The 22,615-nt window shown below is 70.8% G+C and carries 27 protein-coding genes and 1 tRNA gene; 2 read left to right on the forward strand and 26 right to left on the reverse strand.

Features of this window, described 5'->3' with window-relative positions; all coding sequences use genetic code 11:
• Positions 1-434 precede the first annotated feature (434 nt).
• The 8 genes from KDM41_10540 to ffh all read right to left on the reverse strand — a co-directional run bounded on the left by KDM41_10540 (position 435) and on the right by ffh (position 5,551).
• The gene (locus KDM41_10540; GenBank protein MCB1183862.1) at positions 435-797 is read right to left on the reverse strand and encodes a YraN family protein; all 363 of its coding nucleotides are present in this window, start codon (positions 795-797) and stop codon (positions 435-437) included.
• Between the two features lie 65 nt (positions 798-862).
• On the reverse strand, positions 863-1,432 hold the full coding sequence (locus KDM41_10545; GenBank protein MCB1183863.1) for a ribonuclease HII: 570 nt from the start codon (positions 1,430-1,432) through the stop codon (positions 863-865).
• A 70-nt stretch (positions 1,433-1,502) separates the two neighbouring features.
• A complete protein-coding gene (gene rplS, locus KDM41_10550; GenBank protein ID MCB1183864.1) occupies positions 1,503-1,847 on the reverse strand; it encodes a 50S ribosomal protein L19 in 345 nt (114 codons plus the stop codon).
• 105 nt (positions 1,848-1,952) lie between these two features.
• Positions 1,953-2,711: a tRNA (guanosine(37)-N1)-methyltransferase TrmD gene (trmD, locus tag KDM41_10555; GenBank protein MCB1183865.1), complete on the reverse strand. Its 759-nt coding sequence runs from the start codon at positions 2,709-2,711 to the stop codon at positions 1,953-1,955.
• The gene (locus tag KDM41_10560; GenBank protein MCB1183866.1) at positions 2,695-3,246 is read right to left on the reverse strand and encodes a hypothetical protein; all 552 of its coding nucleotides are present in this window, start codon (positions 3,244-3,246) and stop codon (positions 2,695-2,697) included. Before KDM41_10560 ends, trmD begins: the two co-directional genes overlap by 17 nt.
• A 3-nt stretch (positions 3,247-3,249) precedes the next feature.
• Positions 3,250-3,597: a KH domain-containing protein gene (locus KDM41_10565; GenBank protein ID MCB1183867.1), complete on the reverse strand. Its 348-nt coding sequence runs from the start codon at positions 3,595-3,597 to the stop codon at positions 3,250-3,252.
• Complete coding sequence (gene rpsP / locus KDM41_10570; GenBank protein ID MCB1183868.1) at positions 3,594-4,145, reverse strand: 30S ribosomal protein S16; 552 nt, start codon at positions 4,143-4,145, stop codon at positions 3,594-3,596. Before rpsP ends, KDM41_10565 begins: the two co-directional genes overlap by 4 nt.
• A 56-nt stretch (positions 4,146-4,201) precedes the next feature.
• Positions 4,202-5,551 (reverse strand): signal recognition particle protein, encoded by a 1,350-nt coding sequence (ffh, locus tag KDM41_10575; GenBank protein ID MCB1183869.1) that lies wholly within the window; start codon positions 5,549-5,551, stop codon positions 4,202-4,204.
• A gap of 440 nt (positions 5,552-5,991) precedes the next feature.
• On the opposite strand from ffh, the gene KDM41_10580 reads away from it, so the two are divergent.
• The gene (locus tag KDM41_10580; GenBank protein MCB1183870.1) at positions 5,992-6,366 is read left to right on the forward strand and encodes a hypothetical protein; all 375 of its coding nucleotides are present in this window, start codon (positions 5,992-5,994) and stop codon (positions 6,364-6,366) included.
• Here KDM41_10580 and rpe read toward each other — a convergent pair.
• The 13 genes from rpe to KDM41_10645 form a co-directional block, all read right to left on the reverse strand.
• On the reverse strand, positions 6,363-7,025 hold the full coding sequence (gene rpe, locus KDM41_10585) for a ribulose-phosphate 3-epimerase (protein MCB1183871.1): 663 nt from the start codon (positions 7,023-7,025) through the stop codon (positions 6,363-6,365). The genes KDM41_10580 and rpe overlap by 4 nt on opposite strands.
• Before the next feature lie 13 nt (positions 7,026-7,038).
• Positions 7,039-7,764 carry a PASTA domain-containing protein gene (locus KDM41_10590; protein ID MCB1183872.1) on the reverse strand — a complete coding sequence of 242 codons (726 nt, stop codon included), beginning with the start codon at positions 7,762-7,764 and terminating at the stop codon, positions 7,039-7,041.
• Complete coding sequence (locus KDM41_10595; GenBank protein ID MCB1183873.1) at positions 7,761-9,143, reverse strand: hypothetical protein; 1,383 nt, start codon at positions 9,141-9,143, stop codon at positions 7,761-7,763. Before KDM41_10595 ends, KDM41_10590 begins: the two co-directional genes overlap by 4 nt.
• Positions 9,140-10,075, reverse strand: coding sequence for a methionyl-tRNA formyltransferase (gene fmt / locus KDM41_10600; protein MCB1183874.1), 936 nt, complete (start codon positions 10,073-10,075; stop codon positions 9,140-9,142). Before fmt ends, KDM41_10595 begins: the two co-directional genes overlap by 4 nt.
• Positions 10,072-10,635, reverse strand: coding sequence for a peptide deformylase (def, locus tag KDM41_10605; protein MCB1183875.1), 564 nt, complete (start codon positions 10,633-10,635; stop codon positions 10,072-10,074). The genes fmt and def overlap by 4 nt, the downstream gene beginning before the upstream one ends.
• 2 nt (positions 10,636-10,637) lie before the next feature.
• On the reverse strand, positions 10,638-10,964 hold the full coding sequence (yajC, locus tag KDM41_10610; GenBank protein ID MCB1183876.1) for a preprotein translocase subunit YajC: 327 nt from the start codon (positions 10,962-10,964) through the stop codon (positions 10,638-10,640).
• 95 nt (positions 10,965-11,059) lie between these two features.
• Positions 11,060-12,262 (reverse strand): tRNA guanosine(34) transglycosylase Tgt, encoded by a 1,203-nt coding sequence (gene tgt / locus KDM41_10615; GenBank protein MCB1183877.1) that lies wholly within the window; start codon positions 12,260-12,262, stop codon positions 11,060-11,062.
• On the reverse strand, positions 12,259-13,464 hold the full coding sequence (locus KDM41_10620; GenBank protein MCB1183878.1) for an S-adenosylmethionine:tRNA ribosyltransferase-isomerase: 1,206 nt from the start codon (positions 13,462-13,464) through the stop codon (positions 12,259-12,261). The genes tgt and KDM41_10620 overlap by 4 nt, the downstream gene beginning before the upstream one ends.
• The gene (gene ruvB / locus KDM41_10625; protein MCB1183879.1) at positions 13,461-14,492 is read right to left on the reverse strand and encodes a Holliday junction branch migration DNA helicase RuvB; all 1,032 of its coding nucleotides are present in this window, start codon (positions 14,490-14,492) and stop codon (positions 13,461-13,463) included. The genes KDM41_10620 and ruvB overlap by 4 nt, the downstream gene beginning before the upstream one ends.
• Before the next feature lie 22 nt (positions 14,493-14,514).
• The gene (locus tag KDM41_10630) at positions 14,515-15,114 is read right to left on the reverse strand and encodes a Holliday junction branch migration protein RuvA (GenBank protein ID MCB1183880.1); all 600 of its coding nucleotides are present in this window, start codon (positions 15,112-15,114) and stop codon (positions 14,515-14,517) included.
• Positions 15,115-15,202: 88 nt separating this feature from the next.
• Positions 15,203-15,682, reverse strand: a complete 480-nt coding sequence (gene ruvC / locus KDM41_10635) for a crossover junction endodeoxyribonuclease RuvC (protein ID MCB1183881.1) — start codon at positions 15,680-15,682, stop codon at positions 15,203-15,205.
• 25 nt (positions 15,683-15,707) lie between these two features.
• The gene (locus KDM41_10640) at positions 15,708-16,463 is read right to left on the reverse strand and encodes a YebC/PmpR family DNA-binding transcriptional regulator (protein ID MCB1183882.1); all 756 of its coding nucleotides are present in this window, start codon (positions 16,461-16,463) and stop codon (positions 15,708-15,710) included.
• A gap of 6 nt (positions 16,464-16,469) precedes the next feature.
• Positions 16,470-18,563 carry an elongation factor G gene (locus KDM41_10645; GenBank protein MCB1183883.1) on the reverse strand — a complete coding sequence of 698 codons (2,094 nt, stop codon included), beginning with the start codon at positions 18,561-18,563 and terminating at the stop codon, positions 16,470-16,472.
• Positions 18,564-18,818: 255 nt separating this feature from the next.
• On the opposite strand from KDM41_10645, the gene KDM41_10650 reads away from it, so the two are divergent.
• Complete coding sequence (locus tag KDM41_10650) at positions 18,819-19,694, forward strand: hypothetical protein (protein ID MCB1183884.1); 876 nt, start codon at positions 18,819-18,821, stop codon at positions 19,692-19,694.
• Positions 19,695-19,826: 132 nt separating this feature from the next.
• Here KDM41_10650 and KDM41_10655 read toward each other — a convergent pair whose 3' ends face one another.
• The 5 genes from KDM41_10655 to KDM41_10675 all read right to left on the reverse strand — a co-directional run.
• Positions 19,827-20,093: a hypothetical protein gene (locus KDM41_10655; protein MCB1183885.1), complete on the reverse strand. Its 267-nt coding sequence runs from the start codon at positions 20,091-20,093 to the stop codon at positions 19,827-19,829.
• A gap of 222 nt (positions 20,094-20,315) precedes the next feature.
• Positions 20,316-20,401: transfer RNA gene (locus KDM41_10660), tRNA-Leu, on the reverse strand.
• Positions 20,402-20,416: 15 nt separating this feature from the next.
• Positions 20,417-20,806, reverse strand: coding sequence for a preprotein translocase subunit SecG (secG, locus tag KDM41_10665; GenBank protein ID MCB1183886.1), 390 nt, complete (start codon positions 20,804-20,806; stop codon positions 20,417-20,419).
• A 136-nt stretch (positions 20,807-20,942) separates the two neighbouring features.
• Complete coding sequence (locus KDM41_10670; GenBank protein MCB1183887.1) at positions 20,943-22,142, reverse strand: phosphoglycerate kinase; 1,200 nt, start codon at positions 22,140-22,142, stop codon at positions 20,943-20,945.
• 53 nt (positions 22,143-22,195) lie between these two features.
• Positions 22,196-22,615 (reverse strand): ComF family protein (locus tag KDM41_10675; protein MCB1183888.1); only part of this gene is annotated, 420 nt, incomplete at its 5' end.

The following is a 22,615-nucleotide window of genomic DNA, read 5'->3' on the forward strand; positions in this document are numbered from 1 at the left end:
GCCTCGACCGCCGACAGGGCCGGTCCCGGCAACAGCAGGGTAAGGGCGAACCCGATGCCGAGAAATCGTCCCCATCGCCCGCCATGCGCCGCGCGAGGGGCCTGGTCGCCGGGCCGCGCGGGGCGGCGACGGCGGCGGGCTTCGGTGCGGGCATGTCCAGTGCGGTCAGCGGGCATGTTCGTCCTCTGGAAGTCTCCCGGGGAACGGATTCCCCGCGGAGGTTGGGCCTCCCGGAGCCCGAATTGTCGACCCGGGCAGCCACCCGGGCCCGGGAAGTCAACCGGGGTTGGCTTCCTACGCGACCACGCGGTCGAGGTTGCGATCCGGAACGCGTTCGGCGGGGCTTCCCGTCTCGCCGGCGGGCGGCCACCTGCGAATGTGGCCGGATCGCATGATGATACGGAAGCCGCCCGCGGCGGGCAATACGACGCGCCCTACCCGACGCCCACCAGGTGGACCACCGACGCGCCCGCAGCCCCGTCCGGACAGGTGACCGCCACGAGATCGCAGCGCAGATGGGTCCAGACCAGGTCGGGGTGTTCCGTCAGCCACCGCCGCCCGAGCCGCCGCATCCGGGCGAGCTGACGCCGGTGCAGCCCGTGCAGCGGATCATCGAGGGCGTCGGCGGCGCGCGTCTTGACCTCGACGAAGGCCACCGCGCCGCCCCGACGGACGACCAGATCGATCTCGCCGCCGGGGCGGCGGTAGCGCGTGTCGAGGCAGGTGTAGCCGCAGTGCTCGAGGAAGGCGCGCGCGAGGCTCTCGCCCCAGGCGCCACGGCGGTGGGCCAGGCTCATGGTTCGTCCGATCCGGGGAGGCGTGCCCGCGGACCCGTGCAAGGGTCGTGCCGCGGGCGGACGGGTCAGAAGAGGCGGTCTTCGTCGAGCCGGGCGATGGGACGGTAGGAGAAGCGGTGGATCGGGCACGGCCCCCGCTCGGCCAGGGCCTGCCGGTGGCGCGCGGCGCCGTAGCCCTTGTGGTCGGCGAAGCCGTAGCCGGGGTGGTGGCGGTCCCAGGCGGCCATGATGCGATCGCGAAACACCTTGGCCAGGATGCTGGCCGCCGCGATGCAGGCGCTCGTGCCGTCGCCCCGCACCACCGCCTCGGCGGTCCACGGTCCGGGCGGCGTCTGCAGCCCGTCGACGAGCACCAGATCGGGCGCCCGGCGCAGCCGGCGCAGCGACCGGGCCATGCCCTGCAGGGTGGCCTGCAGGATGTTGACCCGGTCGATCTCAGCGGATGAAACGGCGCAAGCGCCCCAACTGAGGGCGCTTGACCGGATCTCTTCACAAAGCGCTTCACGCCGCTTCGCGGGGAGTTTCTTGCTGTCGTCCAGGTCGGCCGGGACCCACCCCGGCGGGAGGATCACCGCGGCGGCGACCACCGGGCCGGCCCAGCAGCCGCGACCGGCCTCGTCGACGCCCGCGAGCACGAGGCGGCCCTCCCGGCTGCGTTGCCGGTCGTAGGCCGCCAGGTCGGACGTCGGCGCGGCGCCCACGCGCCTACCGGCGGGCTTCGCGGATCCTGGCCTTGCGACCGGTGCGGCCACGCAGGTAGTACAGCTTGGCCCGGCGGATGCGACCCTTCTTCTTCACCGAGATCGAGTCGATGTTCGGCGACTCGAGGGGGAAGATGCGCTCGACGGCGATGCCGCCGCTCATCTTCCGCACGGTGACCGAGGCCTCGAGGCCCGTGCCCGCGCGGCCGATGACGGCCCCGATGAAGTTCTGGATGCGGGTCTTGCCGCCCTCCTGGATCTTCACGGCGACCGTGATCGTGTCGCCGATGTTGAAGTCCGGCAGGTCGGTGCGCAGACCGGTGGCGCGCATCTGTTCGACGATGTTCATCTCTGCCTCCTGACAGACCCGCCCGCGGGGAACTCCTCCGCGGCGGGCATTCGACTCAGCCCGCAGGCGGGCCAGGGTGAAGCCTTCGCTCCGTTCTCGAAACTGCTACGGCGCGTTCCCGCCGTCCGGCCCGTTCCCGGCCGCGGCGGCCAGGTCGGGGCGCTTCTCTTGCGTGCGCTGCCGGGCCCGTTCGGCCCGCCACGCCTCGATGTTCGCATGGTGCCCCGACAGCAGCACGTCGGGCACCGTGAGCCCCCGGAATTCCGGCGGCTTGGTGTACCACTCGCAATCGAGGCCGCCGTCGCGGACAGCGGTGAAGCTGTCGTTGTTGGCCGAGTCCTCGTTGTGCAGCACACCCTCGATCCGTCGGACCAGGGCGTCGGCGATGACCAGGGCCGGCAGTTCGCCGCCGCTGAGCACGTAGTCGCCGATGGACACCTCGCGGTTGATCACCAGCTGGATCGCCCGCTCGTCGATGCCCTTGTAGTGGCCGCAGACGATGATCAGTTCGCCCCTGGCCTGCAGGTCGTCCAGCAGTTCGAGGGTCAGGGCCTCGTCGAACGTCTCCCCCTGGGGCGTGGTCAGGATCACCGTGGCGTCCTGGCGCTCCCGGGCGTGTTCGACGGCCTCGACCACCGGCTGGGCCATCATGATCATGCCGGCGCCGCCCCCGTAGGCCGTGTCGTCCACGGTGCGGTGCTTGTCGACGGCGAAGTCGCGGATGTCCACGACCTCGTAGCGCACCTGCCCCTGCCGCTCGGCGCGGCCCGGGATGCTCGTTTCCAGCACGGCACGCACCATGTCCGGAAAGAGCGTCAGGATCTTGATGCAGGGCACCCCGCCGTGGTCAGCCGTGCTGGACATCGAGCAGTCCTTCCGGCGGATCGATCACGAGGGTCCCTTCCAGTTCGTCCTCCGGGGCCAGGATCGGCGCCACGGCCGGGATCAGGATCTCCTGTCCCGCCCGCCGCGGATCCGGCACCACCAGCAGGTAGGAGGCTCCGGCGAGGCGCACCTCGCTGACCCGCCCCACCGCTTCGCCGGCGACCGTCCGCACGTCGCGGCCGACCCAGCGGAAGGGCAGCCCTCCGGCCGGTCGCGGGAAGTCCGGCGCCAGGTAGTCGCGGCTCGCGAAGCCCAGCTCGCGGCCGACCATGGCGTCGGCGGCGTTCCGGTCAGCGACGCCGGCCACCGTGATGGCCTCGCAGGCGCCCGCCGGACGGTGCCGGACGATGTCGGCCCGCGACCCGTCGGCCCAGGACAGATACGCGCTGTCCAGGAGCTCGGGCCGGAAATCGATCAGGGGGTAGAGCTTCAGCTCGCCCTTCAGACCGATGGCCTTGACCACCTCGCCGATCCGCACGAAGCGGTCCGGCGTCGCTGACTCCCGTGCCGTCACGACCTACTCGACGATCTCCAGCCCCACGCGCTGGTCGGTCTTGGCGCTCGCGGCCATCAGCAGCACCCGCAGGGCGCGGGCGGTCTGGCCGCCCTTGCCGATGACCTTGCCCAGGTCCTCGTCGTGCACGTGCACCTGGTAGATGTCGCGATCCTGCTTGCGCAGGACGTCGATGCGGACATCATCCGGGTGCCGCACGAGGTTGACGACCACGTAGGAGATCAGGTTCAGCACCGACTCCTGGCCGATCGTCAGTTCCTCGTCGCCGTCCAGGTCCAGCTCGGCGGGCGTCGCCTCCGACACGTCGGGGCTCAGCTCGTCTTCCCGCCTGGTGTCGTCCGGGGCGCTCATTCGCCGTCCTTCGCTTCTTCCTCGGCCGCGGGAGCCTCTTCGGCTGCGGCGGCCTCGCCCTCGGCGGCCTCGGCGGCGGCGGCCTCGGCCTCCGCGGCGGCAGCGGCAGCGGCGGCGGCCTCCTCGGCGGCCTTCGCCTCGGCGGCGGCCTTGGCCTCGGCCTCTTCCTGCGCCTTCTTGGCGGCGGCCTTGTCGGCGGCGGCCTGCTCACGCGCGGCCAGCTTGGCCTCGGCGCCGGTCTTCCAGGCGGTCATCTTGGCCTCGATGGCCGCTGCGTCCAGACCCTCGCGCACCAGGCTGTACTTGTACAGGACGCCCTCGGACCGGAGCAGGCTCTTGGCCGTCTCGCTCACGGTCGCGCCCTTCTGCAGCCAGGCGATGATGTCGTTGTCGTGCAATTGCACTTCGGCGGGATCGGTGAACGGGTTGTAGTAGCCGAGGTTGGCCAGGTAGGCCCCGTCACGGCGCTTGCGGCTGTCCAGGACAACCATGCGGTAGAACGGACGCTTCTTGCGACCCATGCGGGTCAGTCGGATCGTCGTCGCCACTATCGACCTCCAATCGAGTGGTGTCGCCGTCGGCCCCATGCCGGCGGCGTCAGCGGTCAGCGGCCGCCCAGCATGCCCTGGCCGAAGGCCTCGAGGCCTCCCGCGGAGTTGATCTTGCGCATCATGCTCCGCATGTCCCGGTACTGCTTGAGCAGCTTGTTGACCTGCGAGACCGTGGTCCCGCTTCCGCGCGCAATGCGTTTGCGCCGCGAACCGTTGATGATGTCGGGCTTCCGGCGCTCGCCGGGCGTCATCGAGTTGATGATCGCCTCGACCTGGGCGAACTGCCTGTCGTCCACCTTGGCCTTGTCGAGCACGTCGCCGTTCATGCCCGGCAGCATCTTCAGGATCCCCTTCAGGGGGCCCATCTTCTTCATCTGGCGGATCTGGTTCTGGAAGTCCTCCAGGTTGAACTCGCCGGCGGCGAATCGCGCGGCCATGTTCTCGGCCACGTCCAGATCCATGTTCTCTTCGGCCTTCTCGATCAGAGAAAGCACGTCGCCCATGCCGAGGATGCGGCTGGCCATGCGGTCGGGGTGGAAGACCTCGAGGTCGTCCATCTTCTCGCCGACACCGACCATCTTGACGGGCTTGCCCGTCACCTCGAGCACGCTGAGGGCGGCGCCGCCCCGGGCGTCGCCGTCCATCTTGGTCAGGATCGCCCCGTCGAAGTCGAGGCGGCGGCTGAACGTCTCGGCGATGTTCACCGCTTCCTGGCCGGTCATGGCGTCCAGGACGAGGAGCTTCTCGTCCATGGGCACGGTCTTGACGATCGTCTCGAGCTCCTGCATGAGCGCGTCGTCGATGTGCAGGCGGCCCGCCGTATCGACGATGAGCACGTCGCACTTGTTGTCCTTGGCGCGGCGCTGGCCCAGCTTCACGATCTGGGCCGCGTTGCGGCGCTCGCGGTCGCTGTGCACCGGCACGCCGACCTGGTCGCCGATCACGTGCAGCTGGTCGATGGCCGCCGGGCGGTAGATGTCCGCCGCGACCAGCATGGGGCTGCGCCCCTCCTTCTTCAGGCGGGCGGCGAGCTTGCCGCAGAAGGTCGTCTTGCCCGAGCCCTGCAGCCCCATGACCATGACCGTGGTCATGCCCCTGGTCTGGGCGTTCTCCACGTCGAGGTTCAGGGGCGCCGCGTGGCCGCCGAGCAGGGACGTCAATTCCTCGTTGACGATCTTGACCACCTGCTGGGCCGGCGTCAGGCTGCCCAGCACGTCCTGACCCAGGGCCTTCTGCCGGATGGACTCCACCAGCTTCTTGGCCACGCCGTAGTTGACGTCGGCCTCGAGCAGCGCCATGCGCACTTCGCGCAGCGCCTCCTTGATGTTGTCCTCGCTCAGGCGGTCGGTCCCGGCCAGCTTCTTCATGGTCTGGTCGAGGCGCCTGGTCAGATCCTGGAACACGTTCGCTCTCCGGTCGATCGCCACCGGGCCCGGCCCGGGCGCAGCGCGCGCCGATGCGCCCGACGGGCGCACGGCTCCCCCATCGGGCGACCACCTGGGCCCCCGCAGGCACCGCTGCGACAAGTCTTTGTCAACTCGTCAAATACACAGCACGACGAACCCACGGCGACCGTTGCGGGCCGCCCCTGGGTGGGTTCGGACCGCGAAATCTAACAGTTTGAAGGGGTTTTGGCAAGAATTTGCCGAACGAGGCGCCCGCCCCCGCTCCGGGCGGAGCCACCGCGCGTTCGCCCCACCGGACGACGGGCGAATTGCGCGGGCGCCTCGCCCGTCCGGGAACCCTCCGGCATCACGTGCCGCCGCCGGAATCTCCGGCTCCGGGAATGGGACTTGCAAATCCCAGTTCAAAAGGGGACATTGCCTGCAAGGGAGGTTAACTCATGAAAACGAAATCGGTTATCATCTTCGCCCTGGCCGCCGTCACCCTGATCCTGGGGACCGACGCCGCCCAGGCGACCAGCACCATCGCCTCCGATTTCCGCAACACCTACCCGGGTGCGTGCCAGGAGATCCTGGATGCGACGACCAGCGGTCAGAACTGCAGCCTCTGCCACGGCGGCGGCTTCAGCCTGAACGACTACGGAAGCGATCTGGCCGATGCGAACCGCAACTTCGCGGCCATCGAGAACATGGATTCGGACGGGGACGGGCGGACCAACCTGCAGGAGATCACCAACGACTGCACCATGCCCGGGGACATGTCCTCCCCCGCCGAAGCCGACACCTGGGGCACGATCAAGGCCCTCTTCCGCTAGCCGCCCGCGGCCGCGTCGATCGGGCCGCCCCTGAGCAGGGCGATCCGGTCGGCGCGGTCGTCGGCCCCGCAGAGCCACGACCCGCTGACCAGGATGTCGGCGCCCGCCTCGCGGCAGCGGGGGCCGGTCTCGGCGTTGATCCCGCCGTCGACGTTGATCAGGTAGCCGAACCCCTCCTCGTGCCGGCGTCGCGCCAGTTCCGCGATCTTGTCCACGGCCACGGGGTCGAATTTCTGGCCGCCGAACCCCGGCTGCACGCTCATCACCAGCACGAGATCGACCCGGTCGAGCCACGGCAGGACCTTGTCCAGCGCCGTGCCGGGATTCAGGCTGAGGCCCCGCTTCAGGCCGAGCTCGCCGATGCGCCCGAGCGTCTCCGCGACCGGCGCCTCCGACTCGACGTGGATCGTCAGGCCGTCGACCCCCGCCCGGGCGAAGGCGTCCACGTAGCGGTCGGCCCGGCTGATCATCAGGTGGGTGTCGAGGGGCTTGTCGCTCAGGCGGCGCACGAAGCCGCAGATCATGGGCCCGAAGCTGATGTTGGGCACGAAGTGGCCGTCCATGACGTCCAGGTGCAGGAGGTCGGCCCCGGCGCGTTCCAGGTCGCCGACGTCGTCGGCCAGGCGGGCGAAGTCCGCCGAAAGCAGCGAGGGCGCCACCCAGGCGCAGCCTTCAGCGGGACGAGGCAACCAGCTCAAGACGTTCTCCCTTGCGGATGCGGCGGCCCGGCGGCGGGTCCTGCGACAGGACCACGTTGGGCGCGGCGGTGGCGGTGCGCTCGTAGGTGACGGGTGCCAGCACGAAGCCCGCATCGGCGATGGCCTGCCGCGCCTGGTAAAGCGGCACGCCCCGCAGGTCGGGCATGCGCAGCAGCTCGGCGGCGGCGGGCTCGGCCACGACCAGGTCGACGACCACGCCCTTGTAGGCCTCGACCCCGGGCACCGGGTTCTGGTAGTCGACCACCGGCTCGGTGGCGCCCGGACGCGGCACCCGCAGCACGCGGCCGAGCTTGTAGTTCTCGCGCTGGAGCGTGATCTCGGCCTGGCGCAGGGAGAGCCCCAGCAGGCGCGGCACCGCGCCGGCCGGCGGCCCGCTGCTGGTGATCACCCGCACGATGCGTCCGCCCCGGATGCGCGACTGGGCCGCGGGGATCTGGTCGAGGATCATCCCTTCGGGGATGGTCGGGTGGGCCCGCTGGCGCGCCACCGCCACGTCGAGGCCCACGGTTCCGAGCTGCAGTTCGGCGCCCTCGACGGTCATGCCCCGCACGTCGGGCATGGTCACGACCTTGTTGCCGTGGATGACCGAAGGCAGCACGAGGAAGTTCACACCGAGCAGCAGCGCCCCGCCGGCCGCCACCAGCACGCCCATCAGCAGCAGGAATTGCCAGAGCTTCACGCCTCGTTCTCCGTTCCTTCGGTGTCCGTGCGGCGTCGCAGCCGGGCGGCGAAGAAGCCGTCGCCACCCGGCGGCGTGCCCGCATCGCCCGGCAGCCAGGTGCGCATCCAGGCGCCGTCCGCGGCCGGATCCGGGACCAGCTCGGGGCGGCGTTCACGCAGCGCCCCGAGCACGTCTTCGTTCTCCTCGGCTTCGAGGGAGCAGGTCGCGTACAGCAGACGCCCCCCGGGTCGCAGCAGCTCCGCCGCACGGTCGGCCAGGGCGAGCAGGGTGCGCGCCTTGCGGGCCGGCGTCGACGGACGCAGCCGCCACCGCCCGTCCGGGTGGTGGCGCAGCACGCCGGTGCCGCTGCAGGGTCCGTCCAGCAGGATACCGCCAAAGACGGCCGGCGCAAAGGGAGGATGCAGGCCGTCGGCCTGCACCGCGAGCGTGCGCCCCGGCGCCGCGCGGTCCAGGGTGTCGCGCAGGAGCGCCATGCGCGCCGGGCGGCGGTCCATGACGACCAGCGGCGCCGTGGTCGGCAGCACGTGGGCCAGATGGGCCGCCTTCCCGCCGGGCGCGGCGCACAGGTCGAGCCAGGGCCCGACCAGGTCCCCGGCCGTGAGCCACGCCGAGGCTTCCTGCACGGTCGCGTCCTGGACCACGAGGCCGGGCCGCGACGCGAGGATCTCGCGCACTGCGGACCGCCCCGGGCGCCCGTCCAGCGTCACGGCGGTGTCCCCCGGCCCCACCGCGGCCCTCCCGCCCGCGGCGACCACGGCCGCGGCCACGGCGGCGGGGTCGTCGCCGCCCAGCACGTGCAGATGCACGGGTGGCGGCGTGTTCGTCGCGGCGCAGAGGCGTTCGGCCACGGCGTCGCCCCAGCGATCGCGCCAGCGGGTCACCAGCCATTGGGGCAGGCTGTGCCAGGTGGCCAGCCAGCGGGGACGGTCCGGTTCGAGGGGGGCGAAGAGTTCGCGCAGGGCCGCCTCGCGCGCCGCGGCGTCGGCACCGTCGGGTCGCAGGCGCCGCCGCGCCGCCTGGAGCAGTCCGTTGACGAACCCGACCTTGCCGCGGCCGGCGCGGGCGCGGGCCAGTTCCCCCGCCTCGTGGATCGCCGCGTAGGGCGGCACGCCGTCCAGGGCCAGCAGCTGGTGCAGGCTCAGACGGAGAAGGGCCGTCAGCACGGGGTCGCCGGGCGGCCGCTTGCGGCTGAAGGAGGCGATGACGTGGTCGTAGCGGGCCTGCCACTGGAGGGAACCGCGCACCAGTTCGGCCAACAGGGCGCCGTCGCGCGGGGCGGCCAGGGCGAGGCCCTGTTCGAGACGTTCGTCGCCGTCGGCGCCGTCGGCCACGTCGACCAGGATGTCCAGCGCCAGGCGCCGCACCCCGCCCTTCATGAGCGCAGCTTGTCGCCGGACGAAATGGTGAAGCCGCGCAGGAACTCATCCACCGGCAGCGGCTTGCGCCCGGGGCACTGCAGCCCCGTCAGCAGCAGCGAGCCCTCGCCGCAGGCGACCTCGACGCCGTCGGACCCGACCCGCAGCACCGTGCCCGGCTCCTTGCCCGAGGCGAGGAAGCTCATGGGGCGCGCCTCGGTGACCTTCAGCAGCTTCTCGCCCAGGTAGGTGGTGGTGCCCGGCCAGGGCTGCAGGGCCCGGATCTGGTTGTGCACCGTGACCACGTCCCGATCCCAGCGCACGGCCGAGAGCGACTTGGTGAGCTTGGGCGCGTAGACCGCGCCCTCGTCCGACTGGACGCAGGGCGTCACCTGCCCGTTCTGCAGGCCGCGCAGGGTGTGGATGAGCAGGTCGGCGCCCTGGCCGGCCAGGCGTTCGAAGAGGTCGCCCCCGGTCTCCTCGGGGTGGATCGCCACCGAGCGCTGGGCCAGCACCGGGCCGGTGTCCACGCCCGCGTCCATGCGCATGATCGTCACGCCGCTCCAGCTGTCGCCGTGCAGGATCGAGTACTGGATGGGCGACACGCCGCGCCAGCGCGGCAGCAGGCTGGCGTGCACGTTGATGCAGCCGAAGCGGGGCGTCGAGAGCAGCGGTTCGCGCAGGATGTGCCCGAAGGCCACCACCGCGATGGCGTCGGGCTCCTCGGCCAGCACCGCCGCGGTGACGCTCCGGCGCTGGCCCTTGCCGAACTCGATGACCGGGATGCCGTGCTCGCGGGCGGCCGCCTTGACCGCCGTCGGCAGCATGCGCCGGCCGCGTCCGGCCGGACGGTCCGGCTGGGTCACCACCAGGGGCACGTCGAAGCGGGCCTCGACCAGGGCCTCGAGGCTCGGCACCGCGAAATCGGGCGACCCCATGAACACGATCTTCATCGCCGCACTTCCTTCCCCGCCGCGCGGTCGGACCACGCGGCGCCCAGCCGGCGGACCAGGATGGCCAGCAACCGCGGCGCCAGCAGCCAGCGGTCCAGGTTCGAGAGATGATCGATGAACAGGACCCCGTCGAGGTGGTCCACCTCGTGCTGCACGATGCGGGCCACCAGCTCCTCGTCCCGCAGGCGCTGCACGGCGTCGCCCGTGTCCGGCGTGCGGTACTCGACCTCGACGCCCCGGGGCCGGTTCACCACCGTGTACAGGCCGGGGAAGCTGAGGCAGCCCTCCTCGAAGGGCGTCTCCGGGCCGAACGTCCGCCGGATGACGGGGTTGACCAGGTCGAGGCGCTGCGCGTCGCGGGGCCGCGACGGATCCCGCACCACGACCACCCGCAGGTCGGAGCCCACCTGGGGCCCGGCCAGCCCGACGCCGCCGTCCTCGCGCAGGACCTCCCACATGCGGTCGAGCAGGGCGCGGGTCGCCGGGGCGGCCGGATCGGCCTCCCTGGCCCGGCGCCGCAGGACGGGGTCGCCGAAGAGCCGGATCGGACGCGGGGCCATGCCTACTCGTCCCCGGTGACCACTCCGCCCACGGCGTTCTTCGCCAGCTCGATCTTCACGTTCTCGGCGATGGTGACGATGAGCCGGTCGCCCTTCACGTCGCGCACGGTGGCGAAGATGCCGCCGTTGGTGACGATCCGGTCGCCGCGCTTGAGGGCTTCGATCATGGCCTTGCGCTGGTCCTGCTGCTTCTTCTGGGGCCGGATGATCATGAAGTAGAAGATGGCGAAGATGGATCCGAACATCAGGATGGTCATCAGGCCGCCGCCGCCCGCGGCGCCGGTGCCGCCGCCCGGGGCGCCCATGGCCAGGAAATTCGTCAGGAACATCGGAAGCTCCTCGTCTCGGGGTCAAGGAAGGCTCCGGCCAGGCCGGAGCCGCGTCGAAACTCGCCCCCACAAGATGGTCGGTTGGCCGGGGCCGGTCAACCACCCCGCGGCCGGCGCCGGCCGGCCACCTCGTCGAGCCGGGCCCGCTCGCCGTCGAGCCAGCGCCCGGTGGCCGCCGCGGCGTACGCCGCGAAGCGGTCGGACCGGATCGCCGCCCTGATGTCCCCCATCAGCTCCTGGTAGTAGTGCAGGTTGTGGATCGTGGCGAGGGTCAGGCCGAGGATCTCCCCGGCCTGGAACAGGTGCCGGATGTAGCCGCGGCTGTGCCGGGCGCAGGTGGGACAGCCGCACTCCGGGTCGATGGGGCCGTGGTCCTCGGCGAAGGTGCGGTTCTTGATCACCAGCCGCCCGTCGCGGGTGAGCACCGTGCCCGTGCGCGCCATGCGCGTGGGCAGCACGCAGTCGAACATGTCCACGCCCGCGCCCACCGCGGCCAGGATGTCGTTGGGGAAGCCCACCCCCATCAGGTAGCGCGGCCGGTCGGCGGGCAGCAATTCGGCCGCCAGGGACGTCGTGTCGTGCATGGCCGCCGTGGGTTCGCCCACCGAGAGGCCGCCGATGGCGTAGCCCGGCAGGTCGAGGTCGACGATCTCCGCCGCCGAGCGCCGCCGCAGCGCCGGATCCACCCCGCCCTGCATGATGCCGAAGAGCACGCGCTCCCAGCCGCTGCGGAAATCGCGGCCGCCGAAGACGTCGCGGCAGCGCCCGAGCCACCGCGTCGTGCGCTCGACCGCCCGCTCGACCTCGCGGGGGTCGGCGCCGTAGGCGGCGCACTGGTCGAAGGCCATGACGATGTCCGCACCGAGGGCGAGCTGGATCTCCATGCTCAGCTCGGGGCTGAAGAAGTGCCGGCTGCCGTCGAGGTGGCTGCGGAACTCGACGCCGTCCTCGGTGATGCGGTTCAGCTCGTCGAGGGAGAAGACCTGGAAGCCCGCGCTGTCGGTGAGGATCGCGCCGCTCCAGCTCTCGAAGCGGTGCAGCCCGCCGAAGCCCGCCACCAGTTCGTGGCCGGGACGCAGGTACAGGTGGTACGTGTTGCCCAGGATGAGCCGCGCCCCCGTGGCCTCGACCTGCTCGAAGGTGACGGCCTTGACCGACCCCACCGTGCCGACGGGCATGAAGACGGGTGTCTCCACCACCGCATGCCCCGTCACCAGGGTGCCGGTGCGGGCCCGGCCGCCGGGCTCCGTGTGCGCGACGGTGAAGCCGAAGGGGGTGTCGAGGGCGTGGTCGTTCACATCGTCTCCCCGGCGGCGCCCGCCGACTCCGGCAGGGCCAGCATGCAGTCGCCGTAGCTGTAGAAGCGCAGGTCGTGGGCCACGGCGTGATCGTACACCGCGCGCCACGTCTCGCCGCCCAGCAGGGCCGCCACGAGCATCAGCAGCGACGAACCCGGCAGGTGGAAATTCGTCAGCAGGCCGTCGGCCGCCGTGACCCGGTCGGGCGGCGCGATGAAGAGCCGCGTCTCGCCGCTGACCTCCCAGTGGCCGTCCTGGCGCCGGGCCGTCCCCGTGAACCCGGGCGCCCCCCCGCCCCCTTCGGCGGCGAAGACGCGCTCGGTGCCTTCCGCCGCCCCGGGTGGCAGTTCGAGGCGGGCCACGGTTTCGAGCACCCGCAGCGAGGTCGTCCCGACGGCGATGACGCGCCCGCCCGCCGCGCGGGTGGCCGCGATCTCCGCCGCGACCGGTGCCGCCAGGCGGAAGTGCTCGCCGTGCAGCCGGCGCGCGGCGATCTGGGCCGGCGTCGGCGGCTGGAACGTGCCGGGCCCCACGTGCAGGCTCACCCGGCTGACCGCCACGCCGGCATCCGCGAGATCCGCGAGGGTCGCCGGCGAGAAGTGCAGACCCGCCGTGGGGGCGGCCACCGATCCGGCCCCGCTGGCGTCCGGGCGCGCGTAGACGGTCTGGTAGCGCTCGCGATCGTCGCCCTCGTGGGTGTCGGCACCGGCTGCGGGCTCACGCCGGATGTAGGGCGGCAGGGGCATCACGCCCCACCCCTCGGCCACATCCACGAGATCCGCCGCGGCGCTCACGACGACCTCGCCCGTGTCCAGGCGACCGGTTACGGTCAGCTCGGGCCCATCGCCCGCCGGTCCGGTCACGACCAGGCGCGTGTCCGCCCGCAGCCGGCGGGCCGGCCGGGCCAGGGCGGTCCAGGTGGTCGGGGCGCCGTGGGGCCGCAGCAGGAGGATCTCGACCCGCCCGCCGGTGTCGGCGCGCCGGGTCCAGAGCCGCGCCGGCAGCACCCGGCTGTCGTTCAGCACGAGGCGGTCGCCCGCGCGCAGCACGCCCACGAGATCGCGGAACACCCGCTCCCCCACGACCCCGCGCCCCGGCGCGACCAGCAGGCAGCGGGAATCGCCGCGCCGCGCGGGCGGCGTCTGGGCGATCAGCCGTCCCGGCAGATCGAACTGGAAGGCGTCGTCCCGGGCGGCGTTCAAAGCAGCGTCGCCTGCCCCTCTTCGCCCGCCAGGGGCGGCTCGAGGCCGAGGTGGCGCCAGGCGCCCGCGGTGGCCTCGCGGCCCCGCGGCGTGCGCTTCAGCAGGCCGGTCTGGATGAGGAAGGGTTCGACCACGTCCTCGAGGGTGTCGGTCTCCTCGCCGAGGCTGACCGACATGTTCTGCACGCCCACCGGTCCGCCGGCGAAGTGCTCGATCAGCACCTGCAGGTAGCGCCGGTCCAGGGGTTCGAGACCGGCCGCGTCGACGCCGAGACGGGTCAGCCCGTCGTCGGCCGTGGCCCGGTCGATCACCGCGTGGCCCCCCACCTGGGCGAAGTCGCGCACCCGGCGCAGCAGCCGGTTCGCCGCCCGCGGCGTGCCCCGGCTGCGCCGGGCGATCTCCAGCGCGCCCGCGGGCTCGATGGCGATGCCCAGGATGCCCGCGCTGCGCGCGACGATGGTGGCCAGGTCCTCCGGCGGATAGAAATCGAGGTGGCAGACGATGCCGAAGCGGCTGCGCATGGCCGGCGTGATCAGGCCGGCGCGCGTGGTCGCTCCGATGAGCGTGAACGGCTCGAGCTGCAGGTTGAAGTGCCGCGCGTTCGGGCCCTTGTCGATGATGAGCTCGACCCGCCAGTCCTCCATGGCCGGGTAGAGATGCTCCTCGATGACCCGGCCCAGGCGGTGGATCTCGTCGATGAAGATGGCGCGCCGGTCGGTCTGCTCGCTGAGCAGGGCGATCAGTTCGGCGCTGTTGGTGAAGGCCGGACCGCTGGTCAGGCGGATCTCCAGGTCCATCTCCGCCGCGAGGATCTGCGAGAGGGTCGTCTTGCCCAGGCCCGGGGGCCCGTGCAGCAGCACGTGGTCGAGCACCTCGCCGCGCTGGCGCGCCGCGTCGATGAAGACCCGCAGGTTGGCCTTGATCTCCTCCTGCCCGATGAAATCCTCGAGCCGGCGCGGGCGCAGGCTGAGATCCAGGACGGGGTCGCCCTCCTGCTCGGCGGGGTCTGTCCAGCGATGATCGGCCACGGCGTCCTTCCGTCCGACGGGGCTAGAGGTTCTGCAGGGCGACGCGCACCCACGCTTCGAGGTCGTCGGCCAGGGCGGCGTCGGCGCCGCGGGCCTTCAGCAGGGCCTGTTCGGCCCGGGCCGGCGGCAGCCCCATGGCGCCCAGCACGGCCATGGCCTCGGCGAGGCCCCTGCCGGCGCCGCCGCCGGCGCCCCCGCTGCCGATCGGGCCGGCCGCGAAATCCGGCACGCGCTGCCCGAGCTCGACCACCAGCCGCGCCGCGCTCTTCCTGCCGATGCCCGGCAGCTTGGCCAGGCCCGCCTCGTCGCCCGTGCGCAGCATGCCGGCGATCTCGTCGGCGCCGGCCCGCGAGAGCATGCCCATGGCCACCTTCGGCCCCACGCCCGAGACGGTGATCAGGAGGCGGAACATGGCGCGCTCCTCCTCCCGCACGAAGCCGTACAGCGACCAGTGGTCCTCCCGCACCGCCAGATGGGTCCACAACCGCACGGGTTCGCCCGGGGCGGGGAGCTGGTCGGCCGACTGGGCCGACACCGTCACGTCCAGGCCGATGCCGCCGCCGACGGCGACGACGGCTTCGGTGCCGCCGCTGACGAGGGTGCCTGCGAGGAATGCGATCATGCGGTCCGGAACCTCGGGTTGCGGGAAGCGGGCGTCGACGCGGGCATTATCGGCGATGGGACGGGCGATGGCCAGCGGCGATCGGGCCTCAGCCCAGGCCGCGCATCCGGCTGCGCCCCTTGTGGGCCAGGGCCACCGCCAGCGCGTCGGACAGGTCGAGGGGCGGCTCCTGGCCGAGGCCGAGCAGGCGCATAACCATGAAGCGCACCTGCTCCTTGGTGGCGGCGCCGTTGCCGGTCAGGGCCTGCTTCACCTCGCGCGGCGCGTACTCGCTGACCGCGAGACCGGCCCGGGCCCCGGCCAGCAGGATGACCCCCCGGGCGTGGCCGAGCACCAGCGAACTGCGGGCATTCTTGGCGTTGAAGAGGTCCTCCACCGCCATCTGCATGGGCGCGTGCGCGGCAATCACGGCCGTTAGTTCCTCGTGGATCGTCAGCAGGCGCTCGCTGAGGGGGGCGCCCGCCGGCGTGCGGATCACGCCCCCGGCCACCATGCGAACGACCGGCCCGGTGTCGATGACGCCGTAGCCGGTCGCGTGCGAGCCGGGATCGACCCCGAGGATGATCATCGTCGTCCGTCCGGGGTCGCCACGTTCAGATGTTCTCCATGATCTCGGCCATGGTCGCATCGTCGATGTCGAAGTTCGCCGACACCTGCGAGACGTCGTCCAGGTCGTCCATGTGGGTCACCAGCTTCATCAGCGTGGTGGCTTCGCCGCCCTCGACCTTGATCAGGGTGCCCGGCACCTGGACCAGCTCGGCCGCGGTCACCGTCAGGCCCGCGTCGCCGAGGGTCTTGCTCACCAGGTGCAGGTCGCCCATGGCCGTCATCACCAGGAACTCGTCGCCCTCCTGCTCCACGTCGTCGGCCCCGGCCTCGATGGCCGCGTCCATGACGGTGTCGAAGTCGGTGCCCGCCGACGCCACGGTGATCTGCCCCTTGCGCTCGAAGAGGTAGCTGACGCAGCCGTTCGCGCCGAGGTTGCCGCCGTACTTCGAGAATACGTGACGGACCTCGGCGGTCGTGCGGTTCTTGTTGTCGGTCTGGCACTCGACGAGAATGGCCACGCCGCCCGGGCCGTAGCCCTCGTAGCTGACCTCCTCGATGATCATGCCGTCGAGCTCGCCCGTGCCCCGCTTGATGGCCTTCTCGATCGTGTCGTTGGGCATGTTGGCCGTGCGCCCGGCGTACATGGCCGAGCGCAGGCGGGGATTCGATTCGGGATCGCCGCCGCTCTGACGGGCGGCGACGGTGATTTCTCGAATGAGCCGGGTGAACACCTTGGCCCGCTTGGCGTCCTGCGCCCCCTTGCGGTGCTTGATGTTCGCCCATTTGGAATGTCCGGCCATCGCGGGCTACTCCTCGGCGGTCTGGGTCTTCTTGTACTCGTCCACGAGGCGGTTCTGCACGTCGCCCGGCACTTCCGCGTAGTGGGAGAATTCCATGGTGAACGTGCCGGTGCCCTGGGTCATCGACCGCAGGCTGGTGGCGTACTGGTAGAGTTCGTCCTCGGGGATGTGCGCCGTGACGACCTGGTACGGACCGTCCGCGTCGCTGCCCTGGATGGCGCCGCGCCGCGTCGAGATGTCGCCCATGACGTCGCCCATGTAGGTCTGGGGCACCACGATCCGCACGTTCATGATCGGCTCGAGGATGACCGGCCGCAACTTCGCCGACTCCTCCTCGACCGCCCCCTTCAGGGCCTTGCGGGCGGCCATCTTGAAGGCGGCCTCGCTCGAATCGACGTTGTGGTAGGAGCCGAAGAAGAGGGCGACCTTCACGTCGACCATCTCGTACCCGGCCAGCAGCCCGTCCCGGAGGGTCTCGATGCAGCCCTTCTCCACCGCCGGGATGAACTTGTTCGGCACCACGCCGCCCACGATCTCGTCGAGGAAAGCGAAGCCGGCCCCCCGCTCGTTGGGCTCGATGCGCAGGTGCACGTCGCCGAACTGGCCGCGGCCGCCCGACTGCTTCTTGTGGCGCCCCTGCTTCTCGGCGGTGCCGCGCACGGTCTCCTTGAAGTTGATGCGCGGACGGCGACGCTCGACGACGACGCCGGTCTGGTGCTTCAGCTTGTCGAGGATGTAGTTCATGTGGATCTCGCCCTGGGTGGCCAGCAGGGTCTGGGCCAGGTGCGGCTGGTGGATCAGCTCGAAGGTCGGGTCCTCCTCGCGGATCTTGTTCAGGCCCGCGGCCATCTTGTCCTCTTCGCCGCTCGTGACCGGGCTGATGGCCTCGGCGCTGGTCGGGACCGGGTAGTCGATGGGCGCGAAGGCGAACTCGACGCCGGAGGTGAGGGTCGAGCCGGTCTGGGTGTTCTTCAGCTTGGCCGCCACGACGATGTCGCCGGCGGTGGCAGCGTCGACCTTCTCCTTGGTCTTGCCCACCACGGCGCTCAGCTGGCCCATGCGCTCGCTGGAGCGGCCGTCCTCCATGTCGAAGTTCTCGCCGGACTTGATCGAGCCGCTGAAGACGCGCAGCCAGGTGATGTCGCCGCCCTGGGCCTCGTACTGGCGCTTGAAGGCGTAGGCCACGGTGGGGCCGTCGGCCGCCGGCGTGAACTCGGCCGCGTCCCTGGTGCCGGGCTTGAGGCCCTGCATGGGGCTGCGGGTGCGGTGGAAGGCGCTCGGGAAGAGGTTGTTGGCCGAGCGCAGCAGCGAGCGGACGCCCACCTCCTGCTCGGCGTCGGAGAAGTACACCGGGTACACGGTGCCCTCGAGGGTGCCCTTCTTCAGGCCGGCGATGATGTCCTCCTCGGCGAGCGTCAGCTCCTCGAGATACTTCTCGGTCAGCACGTCGTCGGCGTTGGCCGCGGCGTCGACCAGCATCTCGCGGGCCTCCTCGATGGCGTCGGCCATGTCGTCGGGAATGGGCACCTCGACCGACTCGTCGCCGGTCGACTTGTAGGCCTTCATGGCGATGAGGTCGACCACGCCCTCGAAGCTGTCGCCGTTGCCGATGGGCAGCTGCATGGGCGCCGCGCCCTTGATCCGGTCCTTGATCCCGTTCATCACCGAGCGCCAGTCGGCGTGCTCCTTGTGCATGCGGTTGACGACGATGAAGGTCGACAGGTGCTGCTTGCGCACCAGGTTCCAGAGGTTCTCGGACGCCACCTCGAACCCGCCGTCGGCCTTGACCACGAACATGACCCCCTCGACGACCCGCAGGGCGGCGTGCACGTCGCCGCGGAAGTCGTCGACGCCCGGGGTGTCGATGATGTTGAACTTGGTGCCCTCGAACTCCGTCCAGGCCAGGCTGGCGCCGATGGTCTGCTTCCGCTCGATCTCGTCGTCGTGGTAGTCGAAGACCGAGCTGCCGTCGTCCACGTTCCCCTTGCGACCCACCTTCTTCGTCACGTGCAGCATCGAGTCGGCCAGGCTGGTCTTGCCCACGCCGTGCGGGCCCACCAGGGCCACGTTGCGGATCTTCTCCATGGGATAGGTCTTCAAGCTCGTCCTCCCGGGTCGAAGGGGGTTAGGGGGCCGAAAATTGGCGAAACGCAATGGTAATAGCCTGACAAACGGCTGTCAACAGGACCACCCCGGGGAAAGTTCTGGACACCAAAAGGCGTGTACATTACCGTTATTCGGGTCTCGGCTGCGGTCTAACCGCCCGTCCCGGTACACATTTGCCCCACGCCATAACCTGCCGTTCAGGCCCGCCGACCCCATGACGGGTTGTTGGGCCTGATATGAGGTGACTCGATGAAGTTCAATCCGATTCCGTCGCTGTTCCTGCTGGTTTGCCTGGCCGCCGTTCCGGCCCTGGCCCAGGACGCGCCGCCGCCCGCCGCGGACGCGGCCGCCGACTCGATGTCCGCCACGGCGAACGTCCCGGAGGTCGAGGAGCTCGAGTGGGGCGACTACACCGTGAAGGCCTACACGCTCACCGTCTGGGGCGGCGGGTTCAGCGGGGCCACCTATCTGGACAACGCGCCTCTCGGCGAGCGCACGGTCCTGACCGACGGCGCCGGCGACATCCTCGGCTACGACGGCGAGGTGCTCGAGGAGTCCACCCCCCGCTACGCCGACTTCTACGACGCCGCCCGCAAGGAGATCAAGTCGGGCGACTCGTTCGGTGCCCGCATCGGCATCTACATCGCCGACGACTTCCACCTCGACCTGATGGGCAGCTACGCCACCGGCGAGGCCGTCACCTCCATGCTCTACACCGAAGACCCGGTCAACGCCCCCAACCGCAGCGAGCGGGTGGTGGTCGACGTCGATCCCGGCTTCAAGGTCTACCGGGGCGGTCTGGCCCTCATGTACAACGCCCACCCGGCGGAATTCTTCGGCATCGTGCCGCGGCTGGGCTTCGGTCTCGGCGGCATCATCAACCGCTACAGCGAGCTCGCGGACAAGACCGCCCTCTACCTCGAGGGCAACTTCGGCCTCAACTACGAGATCTTCAAGGATGTCGAGATCGGCGCCCAGGTCGACCTGACCTCGTTCGCCTTCGAGGTCGACGAGCTCGGCTACTCGAACATGGTCAACTACACCACCTACAGCGTCGGGCTGAGCTGGTTCATCGACCGGGTGCCCGAGCAGGTGCGCGCCGCCCACATCGCCGAACGGGACTAGACACCGCCGGCGGGCACGCCGGCACCGGATCGCGCCCGCACGCGGGCATGAAGAAACCGCCGGGGCGAACCCCGGCGGTTTTCCGTAGCCTCCCCTTCCAGGGCGACCACTTTCGTCAAGAAGCAGACGAATCTACTTCTTCTTGGCGGCCGTCTTCTTGGTCGCCTTCTTCTTGGTGGCCTTCTTCTTGGTCGCCTTCTTCTTGGCGGCCTTCTTGGTCACCTTCTTCTTGGCGGCCTTCTTGGTCGCCTTCTTCTTGGTGGCCTTCTTGGTCACCTTCTTCTTGGCGGCCTTCTTGGTCACCTTCTTCTTGGCGGCCTTCTTGGCGACCTTCTTCTTGGTCGCCTTCTTCTTGGCAGCCTTCTTCTTGGTCGTCTTCTTGGTAGCGCCAGCCGCCACCACGACTTCTCTCTCCTCCATTACCGGACCTCACTTCGTTGAGAGTTCCTGCGTCCACCCGACCCCGCACCCATGGGATCGAGCAAGACCTCCTGTCTAGGATGTTGCAAAACTCCTTCTGGCGTCAGGCTGCCGTCGGAAGTTGAGACATTATTTCGGTCGCTGAAAAAATGTGTCAACAAAAAAGAAACCGCCGGGAGGCGGTTTCTTCTTTTTTTTTGATGGTGCCCGGGGCGGGATTCGAACCCGCACGACTTGTGGTCACTACCCCCTCAAGATAGCGTGTCTACCAATTCCACCACCCGGGCGCACGTCGTGTGCGGCTAGTTGCCACCGCCTCCGCTGCTGCCGGCGTCATCGGTCTGGCCGGCCGGAGCGTCGCTCGGAACCTCGAGCGGGTTCTCGGTCACCGGCACGTTCAGCTCGCCCTTCTCCGCCGCCTCGCCGACCACGCTGCGCGAGCCCGCGACCGTGCCGGTGCTGTCGGTCATGAAGAGGATGAAGCTCGTGACGAAGAAACCCACCGCACAGTAGATGGTCAGCTTGTGGAGCAGGGTCGTCATGCCGCGCGAGCCGAGGAGCTGCTGGGGCGCGCCGCCGGCGCCGCCGAAGGCGCCCGCGAGCCCGCCGCCCTTGCTGGACTGCAGCAGGACCACGGTCGTCAGGACCAGGCAGATCAGAACGTGAACGATCACCAGCAGAGTGTGCAGCATGCCCATTCGCTCCCAAGGCCGTCGAAGTCATACGAAGGCCGGGCCCGGAATGTTCGGCCCGGCAAGGGAGGGGTAAATTAACACCCACCCCGGGCCGTGTCAAACCCGCGTGTTCAAGTGGAGGCCCGGGACGGCCTCAGGCGTCGCTAAGCGCCGTCACCCCAGGGAGTTCGCGTCCGGCCATGAACTCCAGCGAGGCGCCCCCGCCGGTGCTGATGTGGCTCACCTGATCGGCCAGCCCCATCTGCGTCACCGCCGCCACGCTGTCCCCGCCGCCGACCACGCTCACGGCCCCGCGGCCGGTGGCCCCGACGATCGCCTCGCCCACGGCCCGGGTGCCCCCGGCGAACGAGGGCAGTTCGAACACGCCCATGGGTCCGTTCCAGAAGATCGACCGCGCCCCGCCCAGGGCGGCCGCGTAGCGGGCGACGGTCTTCGGGCCGATGTCCAGCCCCATCCAGCCGTCGGGGATGTCGGTCACGAGGCACGTCCGCTGGGCCGCCTTGTCGCTGAAGGCGTCGGCCACGATGCAGTCCTCGGGCAGGACCAGCTTGGTCTCGCTCTCGCGGGCCCGGCGCACGATGTCGTGGGCGACCTCGAGGCTGGGTTCGTCGAGCAGGCTCGTGCCGATGCCCAGACCCGCCGCCTTGAAGAAGGTGAAGATCATGCCGCCGCCGAGGAGCAGGTTGTCGACCTTGCCCAGCAGGTTGAGGATCACGTCGACCTTGGAGTCCACCTTCGCGCCCCCGAGGACGGCGGCGAAGGGACGCTCCGGGGCGGCGATCAGCCGACCCAGGAATTCGAGCTCCTTCTGCATGAGAAAACCCGCCCGGCGGGTGGCGAAATGTTCCGTGACGCCGGCGGTCGAGGCGTGGGCCCGATGCGCCGTGCCGAAGGCGTCGTTCACGTAGGTGTCGCCGAAGGCCGCGAGCGCCCGCGAGAACTCCGCGTCGTTGGCGGTCTCCCCCGGGTTGAAGCGGAGGTTCTCGAGCAGCAGGATCTCCCCCGGCTTCAGCTCGGCCACCCGCGCGCGGGCGTCCTCGCCGACGGTGTCGCTGGCGAAGCGCACCGGCACGTCGACCAGGCCGGCGAGGTGGTCGGCGACCGGGCGCAGCGACGCCGCCGGATCGACCTGGCCCTTCGGCCGGCCGAGATGGCTCATCAGGATCAGCGAACCGCCCCCGTCGACGATGTGCCGGATCGACGGCAGCGCCGCCCGGATCCGCGTGTCGTCGGTGATGTTCCGTTCGGCGTCGAGGGGGACGTTGAAGTCCACCCGCATCAGGACGCGCTGGCCGCGCGGATCGTATCCCTGCAATCCCTGCTTCTGCACCATGCCCACCGCCTGTTGCCCGGCCGTGCCGGATCCATCGTGATTCCGCCCCAATGCTAGGTAGCCGCCCCGGCAGTGTCAACTCGGGGAGCGGGCTCGTCGAGCACCCCGGCTGCGGCCCCCGCCGCCGCGATCCATGCCACCCGCCAGCCCGCCGCCTCGAGGGCGTCCGCCCCGGCCGCCACCGTGGCGCCACCCGTGACCAGGTCGTCGAGCAGGCCGAGCCGGGGATCCTCGCCCGGACCGGGTCCGCGGACGGCCCGGAACGCGCCCGCCACGTTGGCCAGGCGCGCCGCGGCGTCGGGGCGCCGGGCCTGCTGGGCGGTGGACCGGATCCGGCGGAGCAGGCCGCTCGCCACCGGCGGACCGCCACCGCGCCGGGCCAGGATCTCCGCCTGGTTGAAGCCCCGCTCGCGCCGCCGGCGGCTGTGCAGGGGCAGCGGCACGAGTCCCGCCACGGGCGGCACCTCCCGCAC

It is taken from the genome of bacterium, assembly GCA_020440705.1.
Taxonomy (GTDB): Bacteria; Krumholzibacteriota; Krumholzibacteriia; order LZORAL124-64-63; family LZORAL124-64-63; genus JAGRNP01.